Here is a 22,053-nt window from a genome sequence, read left to right on the forward strand (position 1 = left end):
TCTTATCCTGCTCGCTCAATGTTCTTATCCTGGTCGCTTTATTCTGTCAGTGACACGCATCAATGGTATGGGCCGCATTGTCAACATGACGGCATAAAAAAACCCCGCCTAAGCGGGGTTTTTCAGATTTTACTTTTTGGCCTCTTTCGGCTTTCGCTTGAAGAGGTCCCTCAGATTGTCCCAAAGCTCGATCTTGACGCCCTGACGCTTCATGATGATGCCCTGCTGGGTGATCGAGAGCAGGTTGTTCCATGCCCAGTAGATCACGAGACCAGCCGGGAACGAAGCCAGCATGAAGGTGAAGATAATCGGCATCCAGGTGAAGATCGCAGCCTGCGTCGGGTCTGGCGGCGTCGGGTTCATGCGCATCTGCAGGAACATTGTGATGCCCATCAGCAGCGGCCAGACGCCGATCATCAGGAAGTGCGGTACTGCGAAAGGCAGAAGGCCGAACAGGTTGAAGAGCGATGTCGGATCGGGCGCTGCAAGATCCTGAATCCAGCCAAAGAACGGCGCATGGCGCATTTCGATGGTGACGTAGAGAACCTTATACAAGGCGAAGAACACCGGAATCTGCACCAGCACCGGCCAGCAGCCTGCAAGCGGATTGATCTTCTCTTCCTTGTAGAGCCGCATCATTTCCTGCTGCTGCTTCATCTTGTCGTCCGCGTATTTCTCGCGGATTTCCGTCATCTTCGGCTGAACCAGCTTCATGCGCGCCATCGACTTGTACGACTTGTTGGCGAGCGGGAAGAACAGGCCCTTGAGCAGAACGGTGACAACCAGAATGGCGACGCCGAAATTGCCCGAGAACTTGTAGATCCAGTCGATGAGGTAGAACATCGGCTTGGTGATGAAGTAGAACCAGCCCCAGTCGATCAGCAGTTCGAACTGCTTGATGCTGAGCTGCTTTTCGTAAGCCTGAATCTGCGTGACGACCTTTGCACCGGCGAAGACCTGGTTCTTCAGCGAATGCGACTGGCCGGCCTCAATGGTCATCGGCGCGCCGAGGAAATCGGTCTGGTAGCGCGGGCGATCATTGGTGAAGTGCGAGAAGCGGCCGGTGAACTTTTCGTCCTGCGGCGGTACGAGCGTTGCAGCCCAATACTTGTCGGTGATGCCGAGCCAGCCGCCCATGACGTCCTTGAACGAGATGTCCTTGTCGTCTTCGACCTTGGAATATTTGATTTCCTGTAGGCCGTCCTGACCCATAACGCCGATCAGGCCTTCATGCAGAACATAGGTAGCGCTGGCATGTTCCGGCTGGTTGAAGCGGGTTACGCGGCCATAAGAGGCCAGCGAAATCGGTGCGCCGGTATTGTTTGTGATCGTGTCGTCAACGGAGAACATATAGGCGTCGTCAACCGAGATGACGCGCTTGAAGGTGATGTTCTTCTCGTTGGTATAGCTCAGCGTGACCGGCGTGGATGGAGTCAGCTTGTTGTTGCCTTCCACGGACCAGACCGTGTTCGGACCCGGAACCGGGCCGGTCGTGTCATTGCCGGTGAAGCCGAGCTCAACGAAATAGCCCTGCTTCAGCGCCGATGGCGCGAGCAGTTCGATATTCGGAGAATTGTTGTCGACGGTTTCGTGATAATTTTTGAGGAAGAGATCGTCGAGACGCGCGCCGGTCAGGTTGATCGAACCGCGCAGCGAAGGCGTGTCGATCTGAACGCGCTCAGTCTGAGCGATTGCGGCTTCGCGGGTCAGCGTGCCGCCTGCGGCTGCCACATCACCATGGCCGGGAATTGTGCCCGAAGCGGCTGGCGCCTGTGGCGTATCGCCCGCACCGTTGCCTGCCTGGCCACCCTGGGCTGCCTGCTGGGCCTGCCGCTGCTGCTCCTCAATGCGTGCCTGCTCCCGCTGGGCTTCCGTTTTCGGACCCAGATAAAACACTTGCCACAGCGTCAGTATGAGGATGGACAGGGCAATGGTGATGAAGAAATTGCGTTTATTTTCCATTGACGGGTCCTGATTCCGGTCTTTCCGTTCGGCGTTTCCCTTCGCCTTTCCGCTCGCCCTTCGCCTTGATGCGGCGGGTGAGTTCATCGGTCAGTCGCGAAAAGGGCGCAGTGAGAGCTTGCTCGCGCGCTACGATCACATAGTCGGTCGAAGGCGCCATGTCACGCCCTGCGTGACAACGTACCGCTTCTCTCAGCCTGCGGCGGATGCGATTTCGTATCACGGCGTTGCCGTTCTTCTTGGTGACGGTGAAGCCGGCGCGGGGCTTGTCGCCAATTTTGGCGGCTGCCGATTCCTCTTCCGTCCGCACGCTGACTTCGAGAAGAAACAGCGGGCCACGCCGCTTTTCACCGTTCCTTAAAGCCAAAAACTCCGCTCTCTTACGAAGGCGGAGTATTTGTTTCGGCTTTTTCATATCTTTATTCACCGCGCAGCTGCGCGGGCAAAGATTAAGCGGAAAGCCGCTTACGGCCGCGCGAACGGCGAGCGGCGAGAACCTTGCGGCCGCCGGTGGTAGCCATGCGTGCACGGAAACCGTGACGACGCTTGCGGACGATCTTGGATGGCTGATAAGTGCGCTTCATTTTTTTTAATACCGCGGTGTGCGGCCCTTCTTAATTCTGTTTTTCAGTGGAACATGATCTGGCCCGAAACCGGTTACCCTTATTCGGGATCATGCTCTATTGAACAGGAGCTGGTTCTTTTCCCTGCGGCGGACAGCATAAACCATCCGTAGACCCGCGCGGGCGAACGTGACGCGGCTTATAGGGGGAGGGGCCTCAAGAGTCAATCCGCAGATGCGATCAAAGCTGTGCTTCGATAGAAGCTTTGTCGATGATCGACCAGACCCCTTTAATCAGTCCATTGTCAAAGGTGTAAAAGACGTTTTCGGCGAACTGGATTTTGCGGCCATTGACCGGCAAGCCGAGAAAGACGCCAACGGGCGTGCAATCGAAAGCCAGACGGGCTGCAACTGTCGGTGGTTCGCAGACCAGCAGGTCTATACTGAATTGGAGATCGGGGATCGCCTTGAAATCCTGCTCCAACATGGCGCGATAGCCCGCCAGTCCGAAAGCTCTGCCATTATGCGAGACCGCCTGATGGACAAAGTGGCCGAGATTTTCCCAGTCCTGTCCGTTCAGGCAGGCGATGTAATCGCGGTAGATGTCGGCAAGCGGCTTCTCCATGGTCGGTCCTCCTGTTTTCGAATTTAAGCGATCACGCATGGCAACGCCATTGCCAAACGGCACTTGGGCTTCCATAAGAGAGCGCACATTTTTTCCAATGCGGAACACTTTCCGCAGCAGCATTCAGAGGAGTTCACCATGAGCATCCGTCGCATCGGAGTTGGTCCACGCATGAGCCAGGCCGTGGTCCACGGCAACACCGTTTATCTCGCCGGTCAAGTGGGTGTGCCCGGCGCCAGCGTGACCGATCAGACCAAGGCCGTTCTGGCCGAAGTGGACCGCCTGCTCAAGGAAGCCGGTTCGGACAAGTCGAAGATTCTTCAGGCGATCATCTGGCTCGCCGACATGAAGGATTTCGCCGAAATGAACGCTGTCTGGGATGCCTGGGTCGATCCGGCCAACACGCCAGCTCGTGCAACCGGTGAAGCAGCCCTTGCAACGCCGGACTACAAGGTCGAAATCATCATCACCGCTGCGATCTGATCCCAGCGCGAATGCTTGAGAAAGCCCCGCTGCGAAGCGGGGTTTTTTATTCGCGGATGCGTTGCGAGAAGCCGTCGCGTCCGCCTGCCTGCGCTTTTGCGTCGATGGATGCGCGCTGGCGTATTTCTTCCAGCGAACCGCCATTCTCGATCCAGCCATTGTCGAAAAGATAGCCGGGCAGAAAGCCTGACAGCAGAATGCGATAGTCGAACGGGAATGTTGGATCGAGCAGCCGCGCCATGTCGAAGATCATGGTCGTGCAGTTGGTGGTCAGCGTGTTGTAGAATTCCGCCTTTGCGGCCAGCTGGTTGCCGCGCTCGACATAGGACAGGAACAATTGTCTGGCCGGGCCGGGCGGCAGTTTGACCTGATAGCGGTAGACGTCTTCCTTGCGGATATTGGTGCGCAGATAGATGATGTCCCGTTCCTCGGCGGCGATCATCGCCAGCTCGAATTCCCGGAAAAAGCCGCCAATAGACGAGAAGACCTCATGATGCTCGCGGCGGATTTCGCCGGAGAAGACCACATGACGCCCATCCGCAAAGCCGAATGAAAGCAGCGTGTGAGCGATGGCCGGGCTCGACCAGTAGGACAGGTAGATATCAACCGAAGTAATCTTGCTGAGATCGTAGGTTTCGTCTTTCCAATTTTCGGTAAAGTCTTCCGTCGTGCGCCATTCGAAATCGCGAACATTGGTGAGCGTGACGATATCGCCATCCACCTTGCCGGTAACGATGCGCGCGACGTCCGGCGCCCACATGCGGTCGAGGGAAGGGCGGATGGTCGTCCACCAGCCGAGGATGATGAGCGCGAGGAGGCAGAAGAACAGCCGTTTGCGCCAGCAGGAGAAGCGCCTTTCCCCGGCTATGGTCCAGAGGGTGAAGAGCAACCACAGCGCGATGATCGCCTGGCGAACAACGCTGCCGAAGGGCAACTGATACCACATCGCCAAACTCGCCCAGATCGCAAAGATAAGAGCGAAAAGGATGAAGATAAACTTGCCTGCGATGCGAACGGGCGCCGATTTCAAAATAGACGTCATGGGCCTCAGTGCTCGCCAGTTGTGGTAATCAATGTGGAATTGGCGGCGATACTGACATGATTTGCGGCGCAATGTCATTGCTTATCCAAAAAATGGATAAATTTAGTTCAGTACATTGGAATCTGTAAAAAGAAGCTCTTCTATTAGCCGTTACTTCTTTAAGGCGACAGCCTCTCCACGCGGGCGCGGCGCGGATGTCTTTCGATTGCGCCTGTAGGGACGCACCAGCCGCCACAGCAGCAGCGCTGCGACGATGGCGGCATAGATGATCGGCTCTGCGGGCCAGCTTTTCACGGATAGGATGAAATGGATCGCACCGCCTGCAATGGCCACATAGACGAGCTTGTGCAGGCTGGTCCAGCGGCGTCCGAGCCGACGGATCGACCAGTTGTTGGAGGTCAGCGCCAAAGGCACAAGCAGCACGAGACTGATCATGCCGATGGTGATGAAGGGGCGGCGGAGAATATCGGCGATGATAACCGGAAAATTCAGCGCCTGATCGAGCACCATATAGGTCGCGAAATGCATAAGCGCATAATAGAAGGCGAGAAGACCGAGCGCCCGGCGATAGCGCAGCAGGCTGATGCCGGTCAGGTCGCGGATCGGGGTGACGAGCAATGTCAGGATCAGCAAGCGCAGCGCCCAGAGACCGAGCGTATGTTCGAACGTCTTGACCGGATCGGCACCAAGGCCGCCGGTCGCGCCGAGATAGAAGGTCCAGACAGCCGGAACAAACCCCGCCGCATAGAGCAGCCAGACCTTCCAGCCATCAGTCTGGCGACGCGTCGGCTTTTTCGCGCCCCCTTCGGTTGCACCCATTCTCTCGGCTGCCATGTCAGTAATTCGCCTTCAGGTCCATGCCGGTATAAAGCGACGCGACTTCGTCCGCATAGCCGTTGAAGGGCAGGGTCGGGCGGCGGCTGGAAGCGAAGAAACTGTCCTCGCCGATGCGCCGTTCTGTCGCCTGGCTCCAGCGGGGATGATCGACCGCCGGGTTCACATTGGCATAGAAGCCATATTCATTGGCGGCCTGCTGCTGCCACGAGGTGGGCGGCTGCTTCTCGACAAAGGAGATACGGGTAATGGCCTTGATGCCTTTGAAACCATATTTCCACGGCACCACGAGCCGGATCGGCGCGCCATTGGCGTTGGGAAGCGTCTCGCCGTAAAGGCCAACCGCCAGGATGGTCAGCGGATGCCGGGCTTCGTCCAGTCGTAACCCTTCGACATAGGGCCAGTCCAGCACCTGAAACAGCCCCTTCTGGCCGGGCATTTCCTCCGGGCGCACGACACCGGTGAAGGCGATATATTTGGCAGAGCCGAGTGGCTCCACCTGTGACAGCAGGCTTGCCAGCGGAAAGCCGATCCACGGGATTACCATCGACCACGCCTCGACACAGCGCATACGATAGATGCGCTCTTCCAGCGGCATCTTGTCGATCAACTCGCGCATGTCGAATTCTTTCGGCTGCTTCACCAGCCCATCGATGGTCAGCTTCCAGGGCAGCGGCTTGTAATCGCTGGAATTGGCGGCTGGGTCGCTCTTGTCTGTGCCGAATTCATAGAAATTATTGTAGCTGGTGACATCGGCCTTCGGGGTCAGCTTTTCATCGACCTTATAGGCGGATGCGACAGCCTTGAGCGGGTCTGCAAAAGCCGACGACGCAAAACCTGCGGTAGCGAGCGCGCCGAGGCCCGCCATAAACTGCCGACGGTGCAGATAGAGGTTCTTCGGTGTCACCGCATCATAAGTGAGACGGGCATGCGAAAGACGGCTGAATTTAAAGCTGCTCATGGGCGTTGATCTCTTTCTCCCGCATAATAGCTGATTTTCTCGCCAAACACGTCAAAAGCAAGGAGTTTTCATCGCTTCGGTGTGGCTCACGCTTTAGTGATGGCGAATAAGTCTCGCAATGGAGATGTAACAGAATTGTAACAGGTCGTAATTTTTCGTGCATTTCGCCACATTCCTGCTAAATCTCTGCTGTTAAGAGAGTTCCATTCGCCGCGAAGGCCGTGCTCAATCGCCTTGTTGAGGGGCCGCTTTCAAACCTTCGTTAACGTCTCGTTGGCTATGTAGAGATCATGGTAAAGAAGATGTTTATTGCCGCTTTGGCGGCTGCGCTTATGGTATCGACCGGCTCGGCTTTTGCTGAGGGGCAGCCTGTGGCTGTTTCCACGAAAGGTCAGGGCAAGGCACTGAGCGGTATTGCCGCTTCAATGAAAGAAGAAGAAGGCGCCCCGAAGCTCGGCGAAGGCGTCACCATGCGCGAGAAGAAGATGGATACGGAAATTACGCCGGAACAGAATTTCTCCCGCAGCAGGCAGTTCATCCACCGCTTCTATACGCCGGAAAAAGCGTCCAACGAACTGGTTATCCTGCTGCACGGTTCGGGCGGCAATGAAACCAGCCTTATCCCGCTGGCGTCGAAAATCTGGCCGCGCGCGACACTGCTCGGCATTCGTGGTCGTGTCATGCAGGACGGCGGCACGCGCTGGTACAAGCGCATCACGCCGGTCAAGTTCGACCAGAAGGATATCAAGCTCGAAGCCAATGCCTTCGTGACGTTCCTGACGCGGCTTGCCGACGACAAGGACCTCGACCTTACGCACGCGACTTTCGTGGGCTATTCGAACGGCGCCAATCTCCTGGCGGCAACCATGATGCTGCATCCTGATCTGGTGAAGCGTGCCGTGCTGATGCGCTCGATGCCGGTGCTGGACAATGCGCCGGTTGCCAATCTGAGCAAGACGCGCGTGCTGACGATCACCGGCGAGGAAGACAAGCTCTACTCACCCTTTGCGCCCGCGCTTTCCGCGCTTCTGCGCTCCAGCGGCGCGCGCGTCGATGCGCGCACGATTGATGCCGATCACATGCTCGGCGACAAGGATGCCGCCGCAATCAGCCAGTGGGTCGCGTCGCTTGGACCAGACGGTGCGCCTGCGGTGTCGATGCGCAGACCGTGAGTTAGGGGAGTAGGGGAATAAGGGAATAGGGGAGTATGTTGGGCGAGAAGCGCCTGACACTCTTTTAAAACCTACTCCCTTATTCCCCTAATCCCTTAAAGAGACGATGCCACAATCCCCCACTTCCGAACCGAAAGCGAGGCGGTGGCCCTGATCGTCCCAGCCCATGCTGGAGATGGCGCCCTTGCCGGGGCGGCGCAGCAGAACTTCCTTTTGATCGGCAAAACGAACCAGCATGATCATGCCGTCATTATAACCAATGGCGACGATATCCTCGACCGGATGGCAGGCAACCGTCGTCACCATGCTGTCGCCGCGCAGGCCAAGCTCAAGCGGGGCCTTACCCATCGGGCCGTCCTTGCCCGCAAAAGGCCAGACGATGGCCGCAGGCGCGCCGGATGTTGCAAGCCACTTGGCCTTCACGCTCCACGACCAGTCCTTCACCTTTGCCGGATAGCCGGTCATGCGCATGTGCTTGGCGTCTTCCAGACGCCAGCCATGCAAGGCATTTTCCTGCATCGAGGTGATGAGAAAGCGGCCATCGGGCGAGAAAATGACGCCGATATGCGCGCCTTTCCATTCCAGTTCGACGGGCTTGGCGGCGGTGCCGGTCCAAATCAGCGTCGCCCCGTTGTAGCGGGCAATCGCAAGCCGCTGGCCCTTCGGCGCAAAGGCAATGCCTTCAACGCTGCGTTCCTGCGTGTATTCCTGCACCTTGCCGTCAGAGTTGCGCACCCATGCCGAACGGCCCGAGGCAAAGCCGACCGTACCGCCGGGACCGGCTGCAACAGCCGTCATCCATTTGCGCGGGACCTTGGCGAGTTCGGTCACCGTGCCGCTGGCATCGGTGCGGCAGACGCGACCGTCTTCGCCGCCGGTGATGAGCGACTTGCCGTCAACGGCAACCACAGCGCTCAACAGTCCGTCATGGGCCGTCGAACTCTGGTTGCCGTTATCCAGCCGATGGATCGTCCCATCAGCCATGGCAAAGAAAGGAACGTCGCCGATGAAGCGCGCATGAAGACAATGACCTTCGAGGTCAAACGGGGCAACTGTAGGCATCAGTGTCCAGTATTTCTTATTTGACTTGGCAGTTTTCGAAACCGGCTTTCAATTCAGCCGGGTCGAGTTCGCGTCCGATGAAGACAAGACGGCTTTCCCGCTTTTCTTCCGGCTTCCATGCGCGCTGGTGATCGCCTTCGATGATCATGTGAACGCCCTGAACCACATAGCGGTCCGGATCGTCCTTGAAAGCGATAATGCCCTTGAGGCGCAGAATGTTCGGCCCCTGCGTCTGGGTGATGTTCTGAATCCACGGGAAGAATTTTGCCGGATCGATATCACCGGCCCGCAACGAAACAGACTTAACCGTCACATCGTGGATTGGCGAGGCATGATCGTGGTGGTGATGATCGTGGTCACAGTCCGGGCCGCAGACATGATCGTGGTCATGGTGATGATGATCATGGTCGTGATCATGCGCATGGTGGTGGTGCCCGTGGTGGTCATGATGATGGTCGTCATGCCCATGATCATGGTCGCAATCCGGGCCACAGACATGATCGGGATGATCATGGTCGAGGAAATGCGGATCGTTTTCCAGCACGCGCTTCAGGTCGAAGGCGCCACGGTCCAAAACGCGCTCAAGCGGGATCGAGGCGCGCTCGGTGCGGTGGATGATGGCATGCGGGTTGATGGCGCGAACCGTGGCTTCGATGGTGGCCAGTTCTTGCGGCGTCACCAGATCGGTCTTGTTGATCAGCACGACATCGGCAAAGGCAATCTGGTCTTCGGCTTCGCGGCTGTCCTTGAGGCGCAGCGGCAGATGCTTGGCATCCACGAGGGCGACAACGGCGTCGAGGCCGGTCTTGGCGCGCACGTCGTCATCCATGAAGAAGGTCTGCGCGACCGGAACCGGATCGGCAAGGCCGGTGGTTTCCACGACGATGGCGTCGAAACGGCCTGGACGGCGCATCAGACCTTCCACCACGCGGATCAGGTCGCCGCGCACGGTGCAGCAGATGCAGCCATTGTTCATTTCGTAGATTTCTTCATCCGACTCGACGATCAGGTCGTTGTCGATGCCGATCTCGCCGAATTCATTGACGATAACGGCATAACGCTTGCCGTGATTCTCGGTCAGAATGCGGTTGAGAAGGGTGGTTTTGCCCGAGCCCAGATAGCCGGTCAGAACGGTAACGGGAATGCGGCCAGCTTCAGTGGTCGCCTCTGCTGTGGTTTGGGCTTCAGCCTGGCTCATGATCATGCCTCTAGACGTTGCGGCCCCGGATCGGTCGGTGCGCAAAGGCGCATGCCGGGACTTCGGATCGGACATTTCATATAAGGGAACGACGACAGTAATGCCATATGCAATGCTATATTATTACATATGCCCCTTCACATTCGCGCCATCGGTATGAACCCTAGGATTTGAACCGCGCCAGATCGAAGCGATGGACATCGCGCAGCAGTTCGACAAAGCCGGATACGGCATTGGCGATCAGCTTTTCGCCTGCTTCCGCCGTTGCTGCGGCAGCGTTGCCTGCAACGCCTTCCGGGTTGAGATCGTGCATCTTCCAGCCAAATGCGTGCGGACCATAGGCGCGCAGGAACTTGAATTCCTCGGCGTAGCGTGACTGGGCGTTGCTGAAATTGCGTGCTTTCGACATATCCACCAGATCGGGCCGCAGCGCTAGCATCACCGAGGTTTCGATAAAGCCGCCATGAATATCGAGCGCCTTTTCTTCCGGCGTGATCAGGCCGTCCGGCAGGCCGAAGCGGGTCCAGCTCGTCGCGACTGCGAGCATGCCGAGCCGGACGCGCAATTCGGTCGCCACGATGGTCATCAATGGCGAGTTGCCGCCATGGGCGTTCAGCATCACCAGCTTGCGGATGCCGCCCGCATGCAGGTTTTCGCCGATGCCGATCCACTGGTTGACCGCTTCCGAAAAGGCGAGGCTCTGTGTGCCTTCGGTATCCATGTGTTCGATGGAATAGCCGACTGGCTGCACCGGCAGGAAATTGACGTTCAGACCAGCCGGTATCGCCTCGCCAACCCGCGCGGCAATGCTTTCCGCGATGATCGTGTCCGTCTCGAACGGCAGGTGAGGGCCATGCTGTTCGTGTGCGCCAAGGGGCAGGACGACAATCATATCGCTGTTCTGATCGCGCAGTTCCGTCATATTTTCCTCACTGTTTTTTCTGGTGGTCGAACCTAACGTCGGTTCGCCGGGGGGCAACCCAAGCGGTAAAAACACCGCCCCTCACTTCAGCGAAATGTTTTTAACCTTGTTGTTTCATAAGTCGGACAATATTTTACGCTATAAACATCTCCGGCAATGTCGATCGAGCGACAGAATGAAGTCGCAACAAAGGGTGAGGTGGCGATGAACAAGGACAATAAAGCGGTTGTACTTTATCGGCTGCAATCCGTGGCGCGTCTTTCAAGAACAGTTCTGGCCACAAGGCTTCTGGAACAGGGACTTTATGCCGGACAGGATGCAGTCATGCTGCAACTGGCCGCTGAAGACGGTCTCACGCCCGGCGTGCTTGCGCAGCGGCTTGGCGTGCGCCCGCCAACCATCACCAAGACGATTGCCCGTCTGCAAGGGCAGGGTTTTGTCGCCAAGCGTGCATCCGATACCGACCAGCGCCAGTCGCATGTTTATCTGACGCAGGCGGGACTTGAGACGATCAAGGCCATCGAGAAATCCATTCGCAAGACCGACAAGGACATGCTGAAGGGCCTCGACAAGAAGGAGCGCAAGACGTTCCTGAAAATGCTGGGTCGAATGGAAGGCAATCTGGCGCTGCGCGGTCTGTCGCGTGTGGCGGAAGAATCGTCCGCCGATGCCATTGACGACGACGAAGCTGAATAAGCGGCGGCGGTTTCAGCTTGATGCCAAAAAATACTTTCAATTCAATAATTGCAATGGCATAACCGTTTTAATGATGACGCCCTTGTGACATGTGACGCGGGGCTTTCGTGGCATGGACCGTTGGGGAGGCGACTTGGCCCAGAAAATCAAGCTTTCGACCATCGCTGATGCGCTGGGTGTTTCGACGGCTACCGTTTCGCTTGCGCTGCGCGACAGTCCGCTTGTTGCCGACCAGACCCGTGAGAAGATCAAGGAACATGCCCGCGCCATCGGTTATATCTATAACCGCAGGGCAGCGAGCCTGCGCACGTCGCGGTCGGGGATTGTCGGTGTCGTGGTGCACGACATCATGAACCCGTTTTTCGCGGAAATTCTGAAATCCATCGAATCGGAACTCGACCGGTCCCGCCAGACCTTCATTTTGTCCAACCATTACGACCAGCTGGAAAAGCAGCGCACCTTCATGGACACGCTTTTGCAGCTTGGCGCCGACGGGGTGATCATGTCGCCCGCCATCGGTACGCCGCCGGAAGATATCCAGATCGCCGAGGATAACGGCCTGCCGGTCGTTTTCATCGCGCGCAGTGTCGAGGGCGTGCATGCGCCCGTGTTTCGGGGCGACGATGCTTATGGCGTCGGCCTTGCCACCAATCACCTGATTTCGCTTGGTCACAAGCGCATCGCAATGATCGGCGGCACTGACCAGACCTCGACCGGTCGCGACCGTTATCGCGGTTATGTTCAGGCGATGGAGAAGGCCGGGCTTGAAGTGCGCGACGACTGGCGCATCGCGGGTCCGCGCACCAAACAGGGCGGGTTTGAAGTCGCGCCGCAGTTCCTCGCCTTGAAGGACAAGCCGACGGCTGCCGTGTGCTGGAACGACCTGACCGCAATCGGCCTGATGAATGGCATCGCGCGCGCCGGGCTTGTGCCGGGCGACGACATATCCGTGACCGGCTATGACGATCTGGAAGAGGCGGCGATTGCAACGCCTGCGCTTACGACCGTCTGGAACGGCCAGCGCGAGGTCGGACGCCGCGCCGCCCGCGCTTTGCTCGATCAGCTGAACGGTGTCGAGGTTGCCTCGACGCAGGAACTCATCAAGCCGGAACTGCATATAAGGCAATCGACGTCCAAGCCTAAACAGCCCTGATTTCCACGCTCCGGGTCCGGTTCAAGCTGACCGGCTACCGGTCTCCCACGAACTGCGAAATGCCCAGAGGAATATTGTCATGACCAAGCGCGACGCAACCGTTCTGGTGCTCGGTAACTTCAACGATTATGCCGTCGAACGCCTGTCGGGTGAGTTTTCGGTACGCCGCATCCCGCGCGGCGACGCGGCGCTCGTTGATGCGGCCTGGGCTGGCGATGTGCAGGGCATTGCCAGCATGTCCACCGTGGATGCCGCGCTCATCGACGCTTTGCCCAATCTGAAGATCATCGGCAATTTCGGCGTCGGTTATGATGCCGTCGATGCCAAACATGCCGCCACCCGCAACGTGATGGTCACCAACACGCCGGACGTACTGACCGACGAAGTGGCCGACACGGCGCTCGGCCTTTTGATCGATACGGTGCGCGAATTGTCGAAGTCGCAGGAATTCCTGCGTGCGGGCCGCTGGGAAAAGGAAGGCCGCTATCCGCTGTCGAAGCTTTCGCTGCGCGGACGCAAGGTCGGCATTTTCGGCCTTGGCCGTATCGGCAAGGCGGTCGCCCATCGTGTGGAAGCGTTTGGCCTGCCGGTTTCCTACCATAACCGCCGCAAGGCGGAAGGTGTCGCTTACGATTATTATCCAAGCCTGCTTGAGCTGGCCAAGGCGGTCGACACGCTTATTCTGGTTGCGCCGGGTGGTGCGGAAACGGCCAAGGCGGTCAATGCTGACGTGCTGCAAGCACTCGGTTCCGATGGCGTTCTGATCAATGTCGGTCGCGGCTCGCTGGTCGATGAAGACGCGCTGGCCAAGGCTTTGAATGACGGCACGATTGCGGCTGCGGGACTGGATGTTTTCTCCAACGAACCATCGGTGCCGCAGGGCCTGCTCGATGCACCGAATACGGTTTTGCTGCCGCATATCGCATCCGCATCGCACAAGACCCGTCAGGCCATGGCCGATCTGGTGATCGATAATCTCATTGCGTGGTTCGATACCGGCAAGGCGATCACGCCGGTGCCGGAGACGGCGGAGGTAAGGCAGTAGGGCAGTATGGGAATAAGGCAGTATGTTTTGGTTGCGGACGGCCGAAACGACCATAATCTTCTACTGCCCTACTGCCCTACTGCCCTACTGCCCTACTGCCCTACTGCCCTATCTTATGCTCCCGCACCGCCTCGCCAAACGCCTCGAATATCTTCCGCGAGGGGGCATCGGACTGGACCCAATATTCCGGGTGCCATTGGACGCCGACGACAAAACCCTTGGCGTCCTTGACGGAGACGGCTTCCACGGTGCCGTCTTCGGCCACGGCTTCCACTTCAAGGCGCGGCGCAAGCCGGTCGATGGCCTGACGGTGCACCGAGTTCACCTTTACGCTGTCTTCTTTCAAAATTGCGCCAAGGCATGAATCCGGCTTGATCCGGATCGGGTGCTGGATCGCGAAACGCTCGGCCTGACTTTCGGATTGCGGCGCACGATGGTCCATCCGGCCCTGCAATTCCTGAATTTCGGTGGCCAGCGTGCCACCCAGCGCCACATTCAATTCCTGAATGCCGCGGCAGATCGCCAGTACCGGCACGCCTTTTTCAATGGCCGCGCGGATCAGTGGCAGCGAGGTCGCGTCACGCGCATCGTCATAGGGTTCGAAGGCCGCACTCGGCTCGACACCGTAGAGGGCAGGGTTGACGTTGGATTTCGAGCCGGTGATCAGCACGCCATCCACCGCGTCGAGAATGGCGTCAAGATCCATCTTGTCGCCGAAGCTTGGCACCAGAAGCGGCGTCACTTGCGCGACATCGATGGCCGCAGCCAGATATTGATCCGGCGCTGCATGCCAGGTGTAATTCTCGAAAGGTTTGACGTCAGTCGGTACGGCAATGAGGGGGCGGGACTTCGACATAGCACTCAAATCCATGAATTTGGCTCTCAGCCTTCTGCAATAGAGCACATCCTCAAAACTGTGAAACAGTTTTCGGATAAGATGTGCGTGAATGAAGGCTTCTGCAATTGGCAGGAAGTGTCGTCTTTTCATCACGCTCGTGCGGCTTTTGTGTATTGTCTTGATTTGAAGCGTTTTTTGCCTCTATGCACGGGTTAAATGCCGTTATGAATGTCCTGGAGCGGTTCCGGTTAAGACGATTTGTGGAACCGCTCTATCTATTTGTTTTTGAGCATTATCCTACGCATCGAAGCGGGATAAGAAATCAGTCCAGCGAATTGATTTCCCCGCGCAGACGCTACGCACTTTTGCTGGAAATGCTCTAATAGGGGTGAAAATGGATTGGCAGTTGAGGGGATGCATGACTGACGATCAGCTTTTTTCCGTCCGGGGCAAGGTCATTGCCGTGACGGGAGGTTCCTCGGGTCTGGGCCTGCGCATGGTGCATGTGCTGGCGGGCCATGGAGCAAAAGTGATCTCCATTTCGCGCACGCATGCCGGTGAAAGCCTGTGTCCGTCGGGCGGCGAAGTTTTGGAAATCATGGCTGATGTAACCCATCCTGACGAAATCATACGCGCCTTCGATGAAGCCGAGCAGCGTTTCGGGCCGATTACGACCCTGTTCAATAATGCCGGTGTGGCCCATATGGCGCGGGCGCTTGATACGACACGCGATATGCTGGAGCATATTTTCGAGGTCAATGTGGCTGGCGCTTTCTTCGTGGCGCAGGAAGCCGCGCGCCGCATGATCGCTCATGGCGCAGGCGGTTGCATTATCAATACGACCAGCATTCTGGGCGACAGGCCGCAGAAGGGTGCGGCGGCTTATTCCATGTCCAAAGCCTGCATTACCCAGATGACGCGCGCGCTCGCGCTTGAATGGGCCGGGCACGATATCCGCGTCAATGCGATCTCTCCGGGCTGGTTTCCGACCCGAATCAACGAGGAACAGCTCAGCGGACCCGCCGCAGGCTACTTCAAAGGGCGTAATCCACTGCGCCGCCTTGGCGAACCGCAGGATCTTGACGGCGTGGTGCTGATGCTGGCCTCGGATGCCAGCCGCTATATGACCGGCACAATCGTCAATGTGGATGGTGGGCACAGCCTTTGAATGTGTCCATCCGAGCTAGCGATTTATCCGGCTCTGGCAGGCTTTCATCCGGGTTTCCTCCAGTGGTTGTGAAATCCCGGCGATATTCTCTAGTTTTGCTGTAGATCACCCGTGAAGAGCTGATGCCGGGGAAGGCGAAATACAGCCCGTTTTCGCGCTCTGCTTTCGCGGTCAAATTGTTTGAGGTGCTTCGCTTTAAAAGCTTATGGTTGTATTGCTGTTCTCCAGCTTGCAGATAAGTTGTTCCCGTAAAAATAGTTGGGATACATCTTATGGTGGCGGTGGTAACAGCTTGTGGTTTCATTTCGCGAAAGATATTTTTAAGTCATTAGTGCAATAATCGCCCTCACGATAGGGACACAAGCAAGGACATGTGGCGAAGCCGTAAACCTGACATACCTGCAGACGTGCGGCTTTCTTTCATGCGATCACTTTATGGTAATCGCACTACGCTCTGGTTTGGCTTGCTGGCCCATGTGGTGGCCTGTGTCGTCATTTATGTAAAAACACTCGACTGGCATTTCATCGGCTTTGCCGGGCTTTTTGCTGTGGTCGCTCTCGGTCGTCTCTACGACATGCGGCAGTTCGATCGCGCCAGGCTTACCCAACTCACATCCGCCGATCTCGACCGCTGGGAATTGCGCTATCTCATAGGCGCTTCACTGGTCTGCGCAACGCTCGGCATGTTGTGCTTCTTCTCGATCTTCGTGCTGCGCGATCCCTTTGCCGAACTGGCGAGCCTGACCATTTTGCTGGCTTCCGTCGTTTCCATCGTCGGGCGCAATTATGCCTCGGCGAAGGCGGTCGTTCTGATGTCGATCTGCACGCTCATTCCGGTTCTGGCCGGGCTCGTGCTTGCGGGGACTCCCTTTCACATCATTATCGGCCTGCTGCTGATCCCGTATTTCCTGTCCAATATCGAGATGGCGAACGGCCTGCGCGAATTTCTCTTCGCTGCCGTCATGGGCAAGCGGCGCCTGTCGATTGTGGCGGGGCGGTTCGATGCCGCGCTCAATAATATGCCGCAGGGCCTTCTCATGCTCGACGGCCAGAGCCGCATTGCGGTGATCAACAACAAGGCCAAGGCGATGCTGCGGATCGCCGAACACACCAAGCTGCACGGGCGCAGGCTGGAAGTGCTGCTGCGCTATTGCGCGCGGGAAGGGCTGTTTCCGCACAACGACATGACCAATGTGCGCGCCCGCATGACCGATCTCGTTGCCGGGCGCAAGACACGCGACATTTTTCAACTTTCCGGCGAGCGCTATATAGAATGTATCGGCAACCAGACTGTTGGCGACGGCGCGGTTCTCATGTTCGAGGACGTGACGCAGCGTGTCGAGGCAGAAGCCCGCATTCAGCATATGGCGCGGTTCGATGGTCTGACCGGCCTTCCGAACCGTAATTATTTCGAGACCATGGTGCGCACGCTGCGCGCCCACCAGCCGTCGGACAGTTTTGCCGCTCTGGTCGTCATCGACATCAACCACTTCAAGCATGTCAACGATACGCTTGGCCATCACACGGGCGATGTGTTGTTGCGGCTGTTTGCGGAGCGGCTTTATTCGCTCGACCAGCAGCGCTTTGTGGTGTCACGTTTCGGCGGCGACGAGTTCGTGGTGTTTGTGTTCAATCTTCAGACGCAAGCCGAAATTACCGGCGTGATGGATCATATCACCTCGGTCGTGTCCGGCGTTTATGATCTCGATGGCGATCATGTGCATATCGAGATCAGCGCCGGTATCGCGATTGAGAATATCGCGAGCTGCGATGTCGGCAATATGCATATCAATGCCGATCTGGCGCTTTACGAAGCAAAAGGTCATGAAGACCGGCAATGGGCAGTTTTCGTCGGCGCGATGGATACCAAATATCGCAGCCGCCAGAAGCTCAAGGCCGATCTCCGACAGGCCATCGGCAATAATGAAATCAAGGTCGTCTATCAGCCCATCGTCAGTGCGCAGTCTCTGCGCATTGTTGCTTGTGAAGCACTGGCGCGCTGGGAGCATCCGGAGCTGGGCAATGTGCCGCCTGCGGAATTCATCCCGCTGGCTGAGGAAATGGGGATTATCACCGATATCACCCGCTTCATGCTGGAACAGGCCTGCATGGATTGCCTGACCTGGGGGGACCGTATCGGTGTTTCCGTCAATCTGTCGGCCATCGACCTGAAAAGCAGCGAGATTGCCCGTGATATCGCCGCAGCCTTGCAGAAATCCGGGTTGCCTGCACACCGTCTCGAAGTCGAGGTGACGGAAAGCGCGATCATTGCCGACCGCAACAAGACATCCATGGTTCTGCAGCGGCTGAAGAATGCGGGCATCAACATTGCGCTCGACGATTTCGGCACGGGCTATTCCAGCCTGAGCTATCTCAACACGCTGCCGCTGACCAAGGTGAAGGTGGACCGTTCCTTTGTGCGCGACATCACCACCGACCGCCGGTCGCTGATGCTATTGCGCGGTGTGACGCAGCTTTCGCACGAGCTTGGTCTCGGCGTGACCGTCGAAGGCGTGGAAACCGAAGAACAGCTGGCGCTGATCCGCGTTGCCGCCGGTGCCGATCTGGTGCAGGGTTATCTTCTCGGCATGCCGCTGCCCGCCGACACGATCGGCTCGATGACGACGAAATCCGTCACATGGCGCGAGGGCGGCCGTACGGTTGCCTGATCCTTTTTAGGTCGGGACCGTGCGCCCCGTGACAATTGCGCGCGACGGATGCGCTGAACTTCGCTTCAAGAATGAAAAACAGGTTGCCGGGACCGGTCATCGAATTATGGCAAACACGGCAAGAGGCCCTGAAATGCGCTTCAACGCGCATTTATCATCCGGTGGCCCACAAAAACGCTGTCTCGATGTGGCGAATCTGTGGCAATATTATGTCTCAAAAATGGCGCGGGGGCGTATATGCGGTTGAACTTATACCTTTACATGAAGGGAAAGCTGCTTATTCTGCGCGCTGAATTGAAGTGCATGATTTGCATGATTTGGTGGTGCGGAAATCGCTTATATGACTGATTCAGCTGTTTCGGGGGAGAAGCCGCCGCTATCCAATTTTGCGCGACAGCTGCTGCATTTTCTGGATCGTGTCGAGTATCGGCGAATTGTCCATGCGGAGGATCTGGAAGAGATCGGTCGGCTTCGTTATCGTTCCTATCGTACCCGCAATGTGATGGACGAGGCCGAAGTACCGTCCATCATCGACGATATCGACCGGGACAGCCACGCTTTCGTCTATGGCGTGCATGTCGACGGGCAGCTTGTCAGCACATTGCGCATTCATCACATCACGCCCGATCATCGCAAGGGAACGAGCTATGCTCTGTTTCCCGATATTCTCGATCCGCTGCTCAATAGCGGCATGCACTTTGTCGATCCGACCCGCTTTGCCGCCGATCCCGAATTGCTGAGTGAATATCCGGCCATCCCCTATATCACATTGCGCATTGCGGCGATGGCGTCAGAATTCTTCGTGGCAGATCAATGCCTTGCCTCGGTGAAGCCTGAGCATATGGCCTTTTACAAACGCATCTTCGGCACGACGATGATGGCCGATGCGCGCGAACATGCGGGCTATGGCATCAAGGTCGGGCTGGGTGCAGCGCCGATCCGCAATATTCGCGATGCGGTTGCGGTGCGCTTCCCGTTCTTCAAGTCATTACCGCGCGAGCGGCAGGCGATGTTTGCCGATATGCGGGGCGGCTCCGTGCCGCTGACCATCATGGCGACCGCGAAATATACCGGCCTCGGCGCATAAACTGTTCTAAACATTTAAATGTAGCGCATCGCGTGAATTCGATTTACGAACACTGCGGAACCGCTTCATGCGGAGAGAGGGTTGGCTGCGACGAAAAGACTTGCCGTATAGGCCGGGCTTTTGTTGCGGACACGTTGAAGATTGCAGGTGTTTTCGCTTAACATCATGGATGTTGGGTGGAAAATCTGAATGGGTGGAACGAAAATGGCAGAACATCATACGACGGCTCCGGCTGAACTTGGCGCACCGATGGACTATGCTGAGCATGAGAAAACTTATGCCGGTTTCACGGGCCTGGTTAAATGGGGCACGGTGGCGCTCGTCGCCCTTATGATTGCCATGGCGTTCGGCTTTTTCGCTGGTGGTTTCTTTTCCGCGACCATTCTATTTGTCCTAGTCTGCGTCGCCGCCTGGTTCATCCTTTAGCGCATTGACGCGGGCTGGATGACGACATCCGGCCTTGCGAAAATGCAGCAAGATCTAAGAGAGAACCGGGATTAACCCCGCATGATTTGATCGAATGCCTTGGCGTGGGTTACCATGCCGAGGTTTTATGCATGTCTTAGCACTACAGTCGCATTCTTCGCCATGCCGGGCTGCAACCCGCAATTTCCTGCGCACCGGTGCTCGCGTACCCAAAAGTACGCTCCGCTCCGGTGCTCGAAAATCACTCGTTTCGCCACGGCCTGACGAATTTGCAACTGTCGCGTCAATATCAGTTCTTATGAAAGAGCCTCATTTGAGAGGCTCGCAATTCTGCCCGACCGCAAGGCCGGATCAAGCCCGGATCAAGACCATGAAAGGGAAACCAGCTTGGCCCAGACGTTATTTATCCCGCTAGAGAGTGACCCCAACGAGACACGCGTTGCGGCATCGGCGGAGACGGTGAAGAAATTCATCGCGCTCGGCTTCGATGTCGTTGTGGAAAAAGGCGCCGGTGAGAAATCGCGCATCCCCGATGCCGAGTTTACGGCAGCGGGCGCCCGCATCGGCACGGCGGCGGATGCCAAAACGGCAGACGTTGTCCTCAAAGTGCGCCGTCCTACGGATACGGAACTCAAAGGGTATAAATCGGGCGCGGCGCTTTTTGCCATGCTGGACCCTTATGGTCATGAAGACGCGGTGGCAGCACTTGCCAAGGCTGGCATTTCGGCTTTCACGATGGAATTCATGCCGCGCATCACCCGTGCGCAGGTGATGGACGTGCTATCGAGCCAAGCGAACCTTGCCGGTTACCAGGCGGTGATCGACGCGGCGAAAGTCTATGACCGCGCCATGCCGATGATGATGACGGCAGCCGGTACGGTTCCAGCCGCCAAGGTGTTCGTGATGGGGGCAGGCGTTGCGGGTCTTCAGGCCATCGCAACGGCACGACGTCTCGGTGCGGTCGTGACGGCAACCGACGTTCGCCCGGCCGCCAAGGAACAGGTCGCCTCGCTCGGCGCGAAATTCATCGCGGTCGAGGATGATGAGTTCAAGGCTGCCGAAACCTCTGGCGGTTATGCCAAGGAAATGTCGAAGGAATATCAGGCGAAGCAGGCCGCACTCGTCGCCGACCATATCGCCAAGCAGGATATCGTCATCACCACGGCGCTCATTCCGGGCCGTCCGGCCCCGCGTCTGGTGTCCAAGGAAATGGTTGCTTCCATGCGTCCGGGTTCCGTGCTGGTCGATCTCGCGGTCGAGCGCGGCGGCAATGTCGAAGGCGCTGTCGCCGGTCAGATCGCCGAGGTCAATGGCGTCCGGATTGTTGGTCATCTCAACGTTTCGGGCCGCATTGCCGCGAGTGCCTCGCAGCTTTATGCACGCAACCTGATCGCTTTCGTGGAAACGCTGGTCGACAAGGAAACCAAGCTTCTCAAGATCGATCCGGAAGAAGAACTGGTCAAGGCGACGCTTCTGACCCATCAGGGCAAGATCCTGCACCCGGCTTTCGCCAAGGCCGATGCCGCGCCTGCTGTTGTCGCTGAAAAACCGGCTGCAAAGCCGAAAGCCGCACCAAAGCCGAAGGTCGCCAAGGCAGAAGTCGTTGGCGATGCAGCGAAACCTGCTGCGCCGAAAGCGGCGAAAAAAGCGCCTGCAAAAGCACCGAAGGCCGCTGCAAAGTCTTCGTCTTCCCCCAAGTCTCCAGTTGATGGAGGAGAGGCATAATGGCCGAAACTAGTCTCGATAAAGCTCTTGAGAGCTTGAACCAGGCCGCGGATGCCGTCCGTCAGGCTGCGGAAAATGCCGGTGGTCTGGGTGACGCTGCGGCGGCTGCCGCGCATGCCGCATCGGGCGGCGCGATCGATCCGTTCGTGTTCCGCTTTGCGATTTTCATCCTGTCGATTTTCGTCGGCTATTACGTGGTCTGGTCGGTTACGCCTGCACTGCATACGCCGCTGATGGCCGTGACCAATGCCATTTCCTCGGTGATCGTGGTGGGTGCGCTTCTGGCGGTTGGCCTTTCTCTTTCGGGCTGGGCAACCGGCTTCGGTTTCATTGCGCTCATTCTGGCGAGCGTCAACATTTTTGGCGGCTTTCTGGTCACCCAGCGCATGCTCGCCATGTACAAGAAAAAAGAAAAGTGAGGCT

The 22,053-nt window shown here is 57.5% G+C and carries 22 protein-coding genes; 11 read left to right on the plus strand and 11 right to left on the minus strand.

The window, feature by feature from the left end; genetic code table 11:
• Nucleotides 1-129: 129 nt before the first annotated feature.
• From yidC to QLQ11_RS11430, 4 genes are all read right to left on the minus strand, one after another.
• Nucleotides 130-1,962: a membrane protein insertase YidC gene (yidC, locus tag QLQ11_RS11415; RefSeq protein ID WP_121538858.1), complete on the minus strand. Its 1,833-nt coding sequence runs from the start codon at nt 1,960-1,962 to the stop codon at nt 130-132.
• A complete protein-coding gene (rnpA, locus tag QLQ11_RS11420) occupies nt 1,952-2,377 on the minus strand; it encodes a ribonuclease P protein component (protein WP_109369632.1) in 426 nt (141 codons plus the stop codon). Before rnpA ends, yidC begins: the two co-directional genes overlap by 11 nt.
• A 34-nt stretch (nt 2,378-2,411) precedes the next feature.
• Nucleotides 2,412-2,546, minus strand: coding sequence for a 50S ribosomal protein L34 (gene rpmH / locus QLQ11_RS11425; protein WP_006467565.1), 135 nt, complete (start codon nt 2,544-2,546; stop codon nt 2,412-2,414).
• A gap of 219 nt (nt 2,547-2,765) precedes the next feature.
• Nucleotides 2,766-3,149 carry an ester cyclase gene (locus QLQ11_RS11430; protein ID WP_109370292.1) on the minus strand — a complete coding sequence of 128 codons (384 nt, stop codon included), beginning with the start codon at nt 3,147-3,149 and terminating at the stop codon, nt 2,766-2,768.
• Between the two features lie 138 nt (nt 3,150-3,287).
• On the opposite strand from QLQ11_RS11430, the gene QLQ11_RS11435 reads away from it, so the two are divergent.
• Complete coding sequence (locus QLQ11_RS11435) at nt 3,288-3,632, plus strand: RidA family protein (protein WP_109369631.1); 345 nt, start codon at nt 3,288-3,290, stop codon at nt 3,630-3,632.
• Nucleotides 3,633-3,678: 46 nt separating this feature from the next.
• On the opposite strand, the gene QLQ11_RS11440 is transcribed toward QLQ11_RS11435, so the two are convergent.
• The 3 genes from QLQ11_RS11440 to msrP form a co-directional block, all read right to left on the minus strand.
• Nucleotides 3,679-4,674 carry a DUF4105 domain-containing protein gene (locus tag QLQ11_RS11440; RefSeq protein ID WP_109369630.1) on the minus strand — a complete coding sequence of 332 codons (996 nt, stop codon included), beginning with the start codon at nt 4,672-4,674 and terminating at the stop codon, nt 3,679-3,681.
• A gap of 150 nt (nt 4,675-4,824) precedes the next feature.
• Nucleotides 4,825-5,493, minus strand: coding sequence for a protein-methionine-sulfoxide reductase heme-binding subunit MsrQ (msrQ, locus tag QLQ11_RS11445; protein ID WP_109370291.1), 669 nt, complete (start codon nt 5,491-5,493; stop codon nt 4,825-4,827).
• Nucleotides 5,494-5,509: 16 nt separating this feature from the next.
• Nucleotides 5,510-6,469, minus strand: a complete 960-nt coding sequence (msrP, locus tag QLQ11_RS11450; protein WP_121538853.1) for a protein-methionine-sulfoxide reductase catalytic subunit MsrP — start codon at nt 6,467-6,469, stop codon at nt 5,510-5,512.
• Nucleotides 6,470-6,759: 290 nt separating this feature from the next.
• Here msrP and QLQ11_RS11455 point away from each other — a divergent pair, with 290 nt between their 5' ends.
• The gene (locus QLQ11_RS11455) at nt 6,760-7,641 is read left to right on the plus strand and encodes an alpha/beta hydrolase (protein ID WP_283735937.1); all 882 of its coding nucleotides are present in this window, start codon (nt 6,760-6,762) and stop codon (nt 7,639-7,641) included.
• Between the two features lie 87 nt (nt 7,642-7,728).
• Here the strand turns inward: QLQ11_RS11455 and QLQ11_RS11460 are convergent, their stop codons facing one another.
• The 3 genes from QLQ11_RS11460 to QLQ11_RS11470 form a co-directional block, all read right to left on the minus strand.
• A complete protein-coding gene (locus QLQ11_RS11460; RefSeq protein ID WP_109369628.1) occupies nt 7,729-8,703 on the minus strand; it encodes a WD40 repeat domain-containing protein in 975 nt (324 codons plus the stop codon).
• 16 nt (nt 8,704-8,719) lie between these two features.
• Entirely contained in the window at nt 8,720-9,901 is a 1,182-nt protein-coding gene (locus QLQ11_RS11465; RefSeq protein ID WP_181376101.1) for a GTP-binding protein, read from the minus strand.
• Nucleotides 9,902-10,064: 163 nt separating this feature from the next.
• Nucleotides 10,065-10,823 carry a creatininase family protein gene (locus tag QLQ11_RS11470; protein WP_109369626.1) on the minus strand — a complete coding sequence of 253 codons (759 nt, stop codon included), beginning with the start codon at nt 10,821-10,823 and terminating at the stop codon, nt 10,065-10,067.
• A gap of 204 nt (nt 10,824-11,027) precedes the next feature.
• Here QLQ11_RS11470 and QLQ11_RS11475 point away from each other — a divergent pair, with 204 nt between their 5' ends.
• The 3 genes from QLQ11_RS11475 to QLQ11_RS11485 all read left to right on the plus strand — a co-directional run bounded on the left by QLQ11_RS11475 (nt 11,028) and on the right by QLQ11_RS11485 (nt 13,717).
• The gene (locus QLQ11_RS11475) at nt 11,028-11,519 is read left to right on the plus strand and encodes a MarR family winged helix-turn-helix transcriptional regulator (RefSeq protein WP_109370290.1); all 492 of its coding nucleotides are present in this window, start codon (nt 11,028-11,030) and stop codon (nt 11,517-11,519) included.
• 133 nt (nt 11,520-11,652) lie between these two features.
• Nucleotides 11,653-12,672 carry a LacI family DNA-binding transcriptional regulator gene (locus tag QLQ11_RS11480; protein ID WP_109369625.1) on the plus strand — a complete coding sequence of 340 codons (1,020 nt, stop codon included), beginning with the start codon at nt 11,653-11,655 and terminating at the stop codon, nt 12,670-12,672.
• Between the two features lie 79 nt (nt 12,673-12,751).
• Entirely contained in the window at nt 12,752-13,717 is a 966-nt protein-coding gene (locus QLQ11_RS11485) for a 2-hydroxyacid dehydrogenase (protein WP_109369624.1), read from the plus strand.
• Nucleotides 13,718-13,817: 100 nt separating this feature from the next.
• Here the strand turns inward: QLQ11_RS11485 and QLQ11_RS11490 are convergent, their stop codons facing one another.
• Nucleotides 13,818-14,573, minus strand: a complete 756-nt coding sequence (locus QLQ11_RS11490) for a gamma-glutamyl-gamma-aminobutyrate hydrolase family protein (RefSeq protein WP_109369623.1) — start codon at nt 14,571-14,573, stop codon at nt 13,818-13,820.
• 400 nt (nt 14,574-14,973) lie between these two features.
• On the opposite strand from QLQ11_RS11490, the gene QLQ11_RS11495 reads away from it, so the two are divergent.
• The 6 genes from QLQ11_RS11495 (at nt 14,974) to QLQ11_RS11520 (ending at nt 22,049) form a co-directional block, all read left to right on the plus strand.
• Nucleotides 14,974-15,723, plus strand: a complete 750-nt coding sequence (locus QLQ11_RS11495; RefSeq protein WP_109369621.1) for an SDR family NAD(P)-dependent oxidoreductase — start codon at nt 14,974-14,976, stop codon at nt 15,721-15,723.
• A gap of 371 nt (nt 15,724-16,094) precedes the next feature.
• A complete protein-coding gene (locus QLQ11_RS11500) occupies nt 16,095-18,392 on the plus strand; it encodes a bifunctional diguanylate cyclase/phosphodiesterase (protein ID WP_109369620.1) in 2,298 nt (765 codons plus the stop codon).
• 340 nt (nt 18,393-18,732) lie between these two features.
• Nucleotides 18,733-19,479 carry an acetyltransferase gene (locus QLQ11_RS11505; protein ID WP_109369619.1) on the plus strand — a complete coding sequence of 249 codons (747 nt, stop codon included), beginning with the start codon at nt 18,733-18,735 and terminating at the stop codon, nt 19,477-19,479.
• A gap of 204 nt (nt 19,480-19,683) precedes the next feature.
• Nucleotides 19,684-19,905 (plus strand): aa3-type cytochrome c oxidase subunit IV, encoded by a 222-nt coding sequence (locus tag QLQ11_RS11510; RefSeq protein WP_109370289.1) that lies wholly within the window; start codon nt 19,684-19,686, stop codon nt 19,903-19,905.
• A 387-nt stretch (nt 19,906-20,292) separates the two neighbouring features.
• Nucleotides 20,293-21,630: a Re/Si-specific NAD(P)(+) transhydrogenase subunit alpha gene (locus QLQ11_RS11515; protein ID WP_109369618.1), complete on the plus strand. Its 1,338-nt coding sequence runs from the start codon at nt 20,293-20,295 to the stop codon at nt 21,628-21,630.
• On the plus strand, nt 21,630-22,049 hold the full coding sequence (locus QLQ11_RS11520; RefSeq protein WP_021587083.1) for a proton-translocating transhydrogenase family protein: 420 nt from the start codon (nt 21,630-21,632) through the stop codon (nt 22,047-22,049). The genes QLQ11_RS11515 and QLQ11_RS11520 overlap by 1 nt, the downstream gene beginning before the upstream one ends.
• The last annotated feature ends 4 nt before the right edge of the window (nt 22,050-22,053 follow it).

The sequence above is a fragment of the Ochrobactrum sp. SSR genome (assembly GCF_030067775.1).
GTDB classification, from domain to species: Bacteria; Pseudomonadota; Alphaproteobacteria; order Rhizobiales; family Rhizobiaceae; genus Brucella; species Brucella teleogrylli.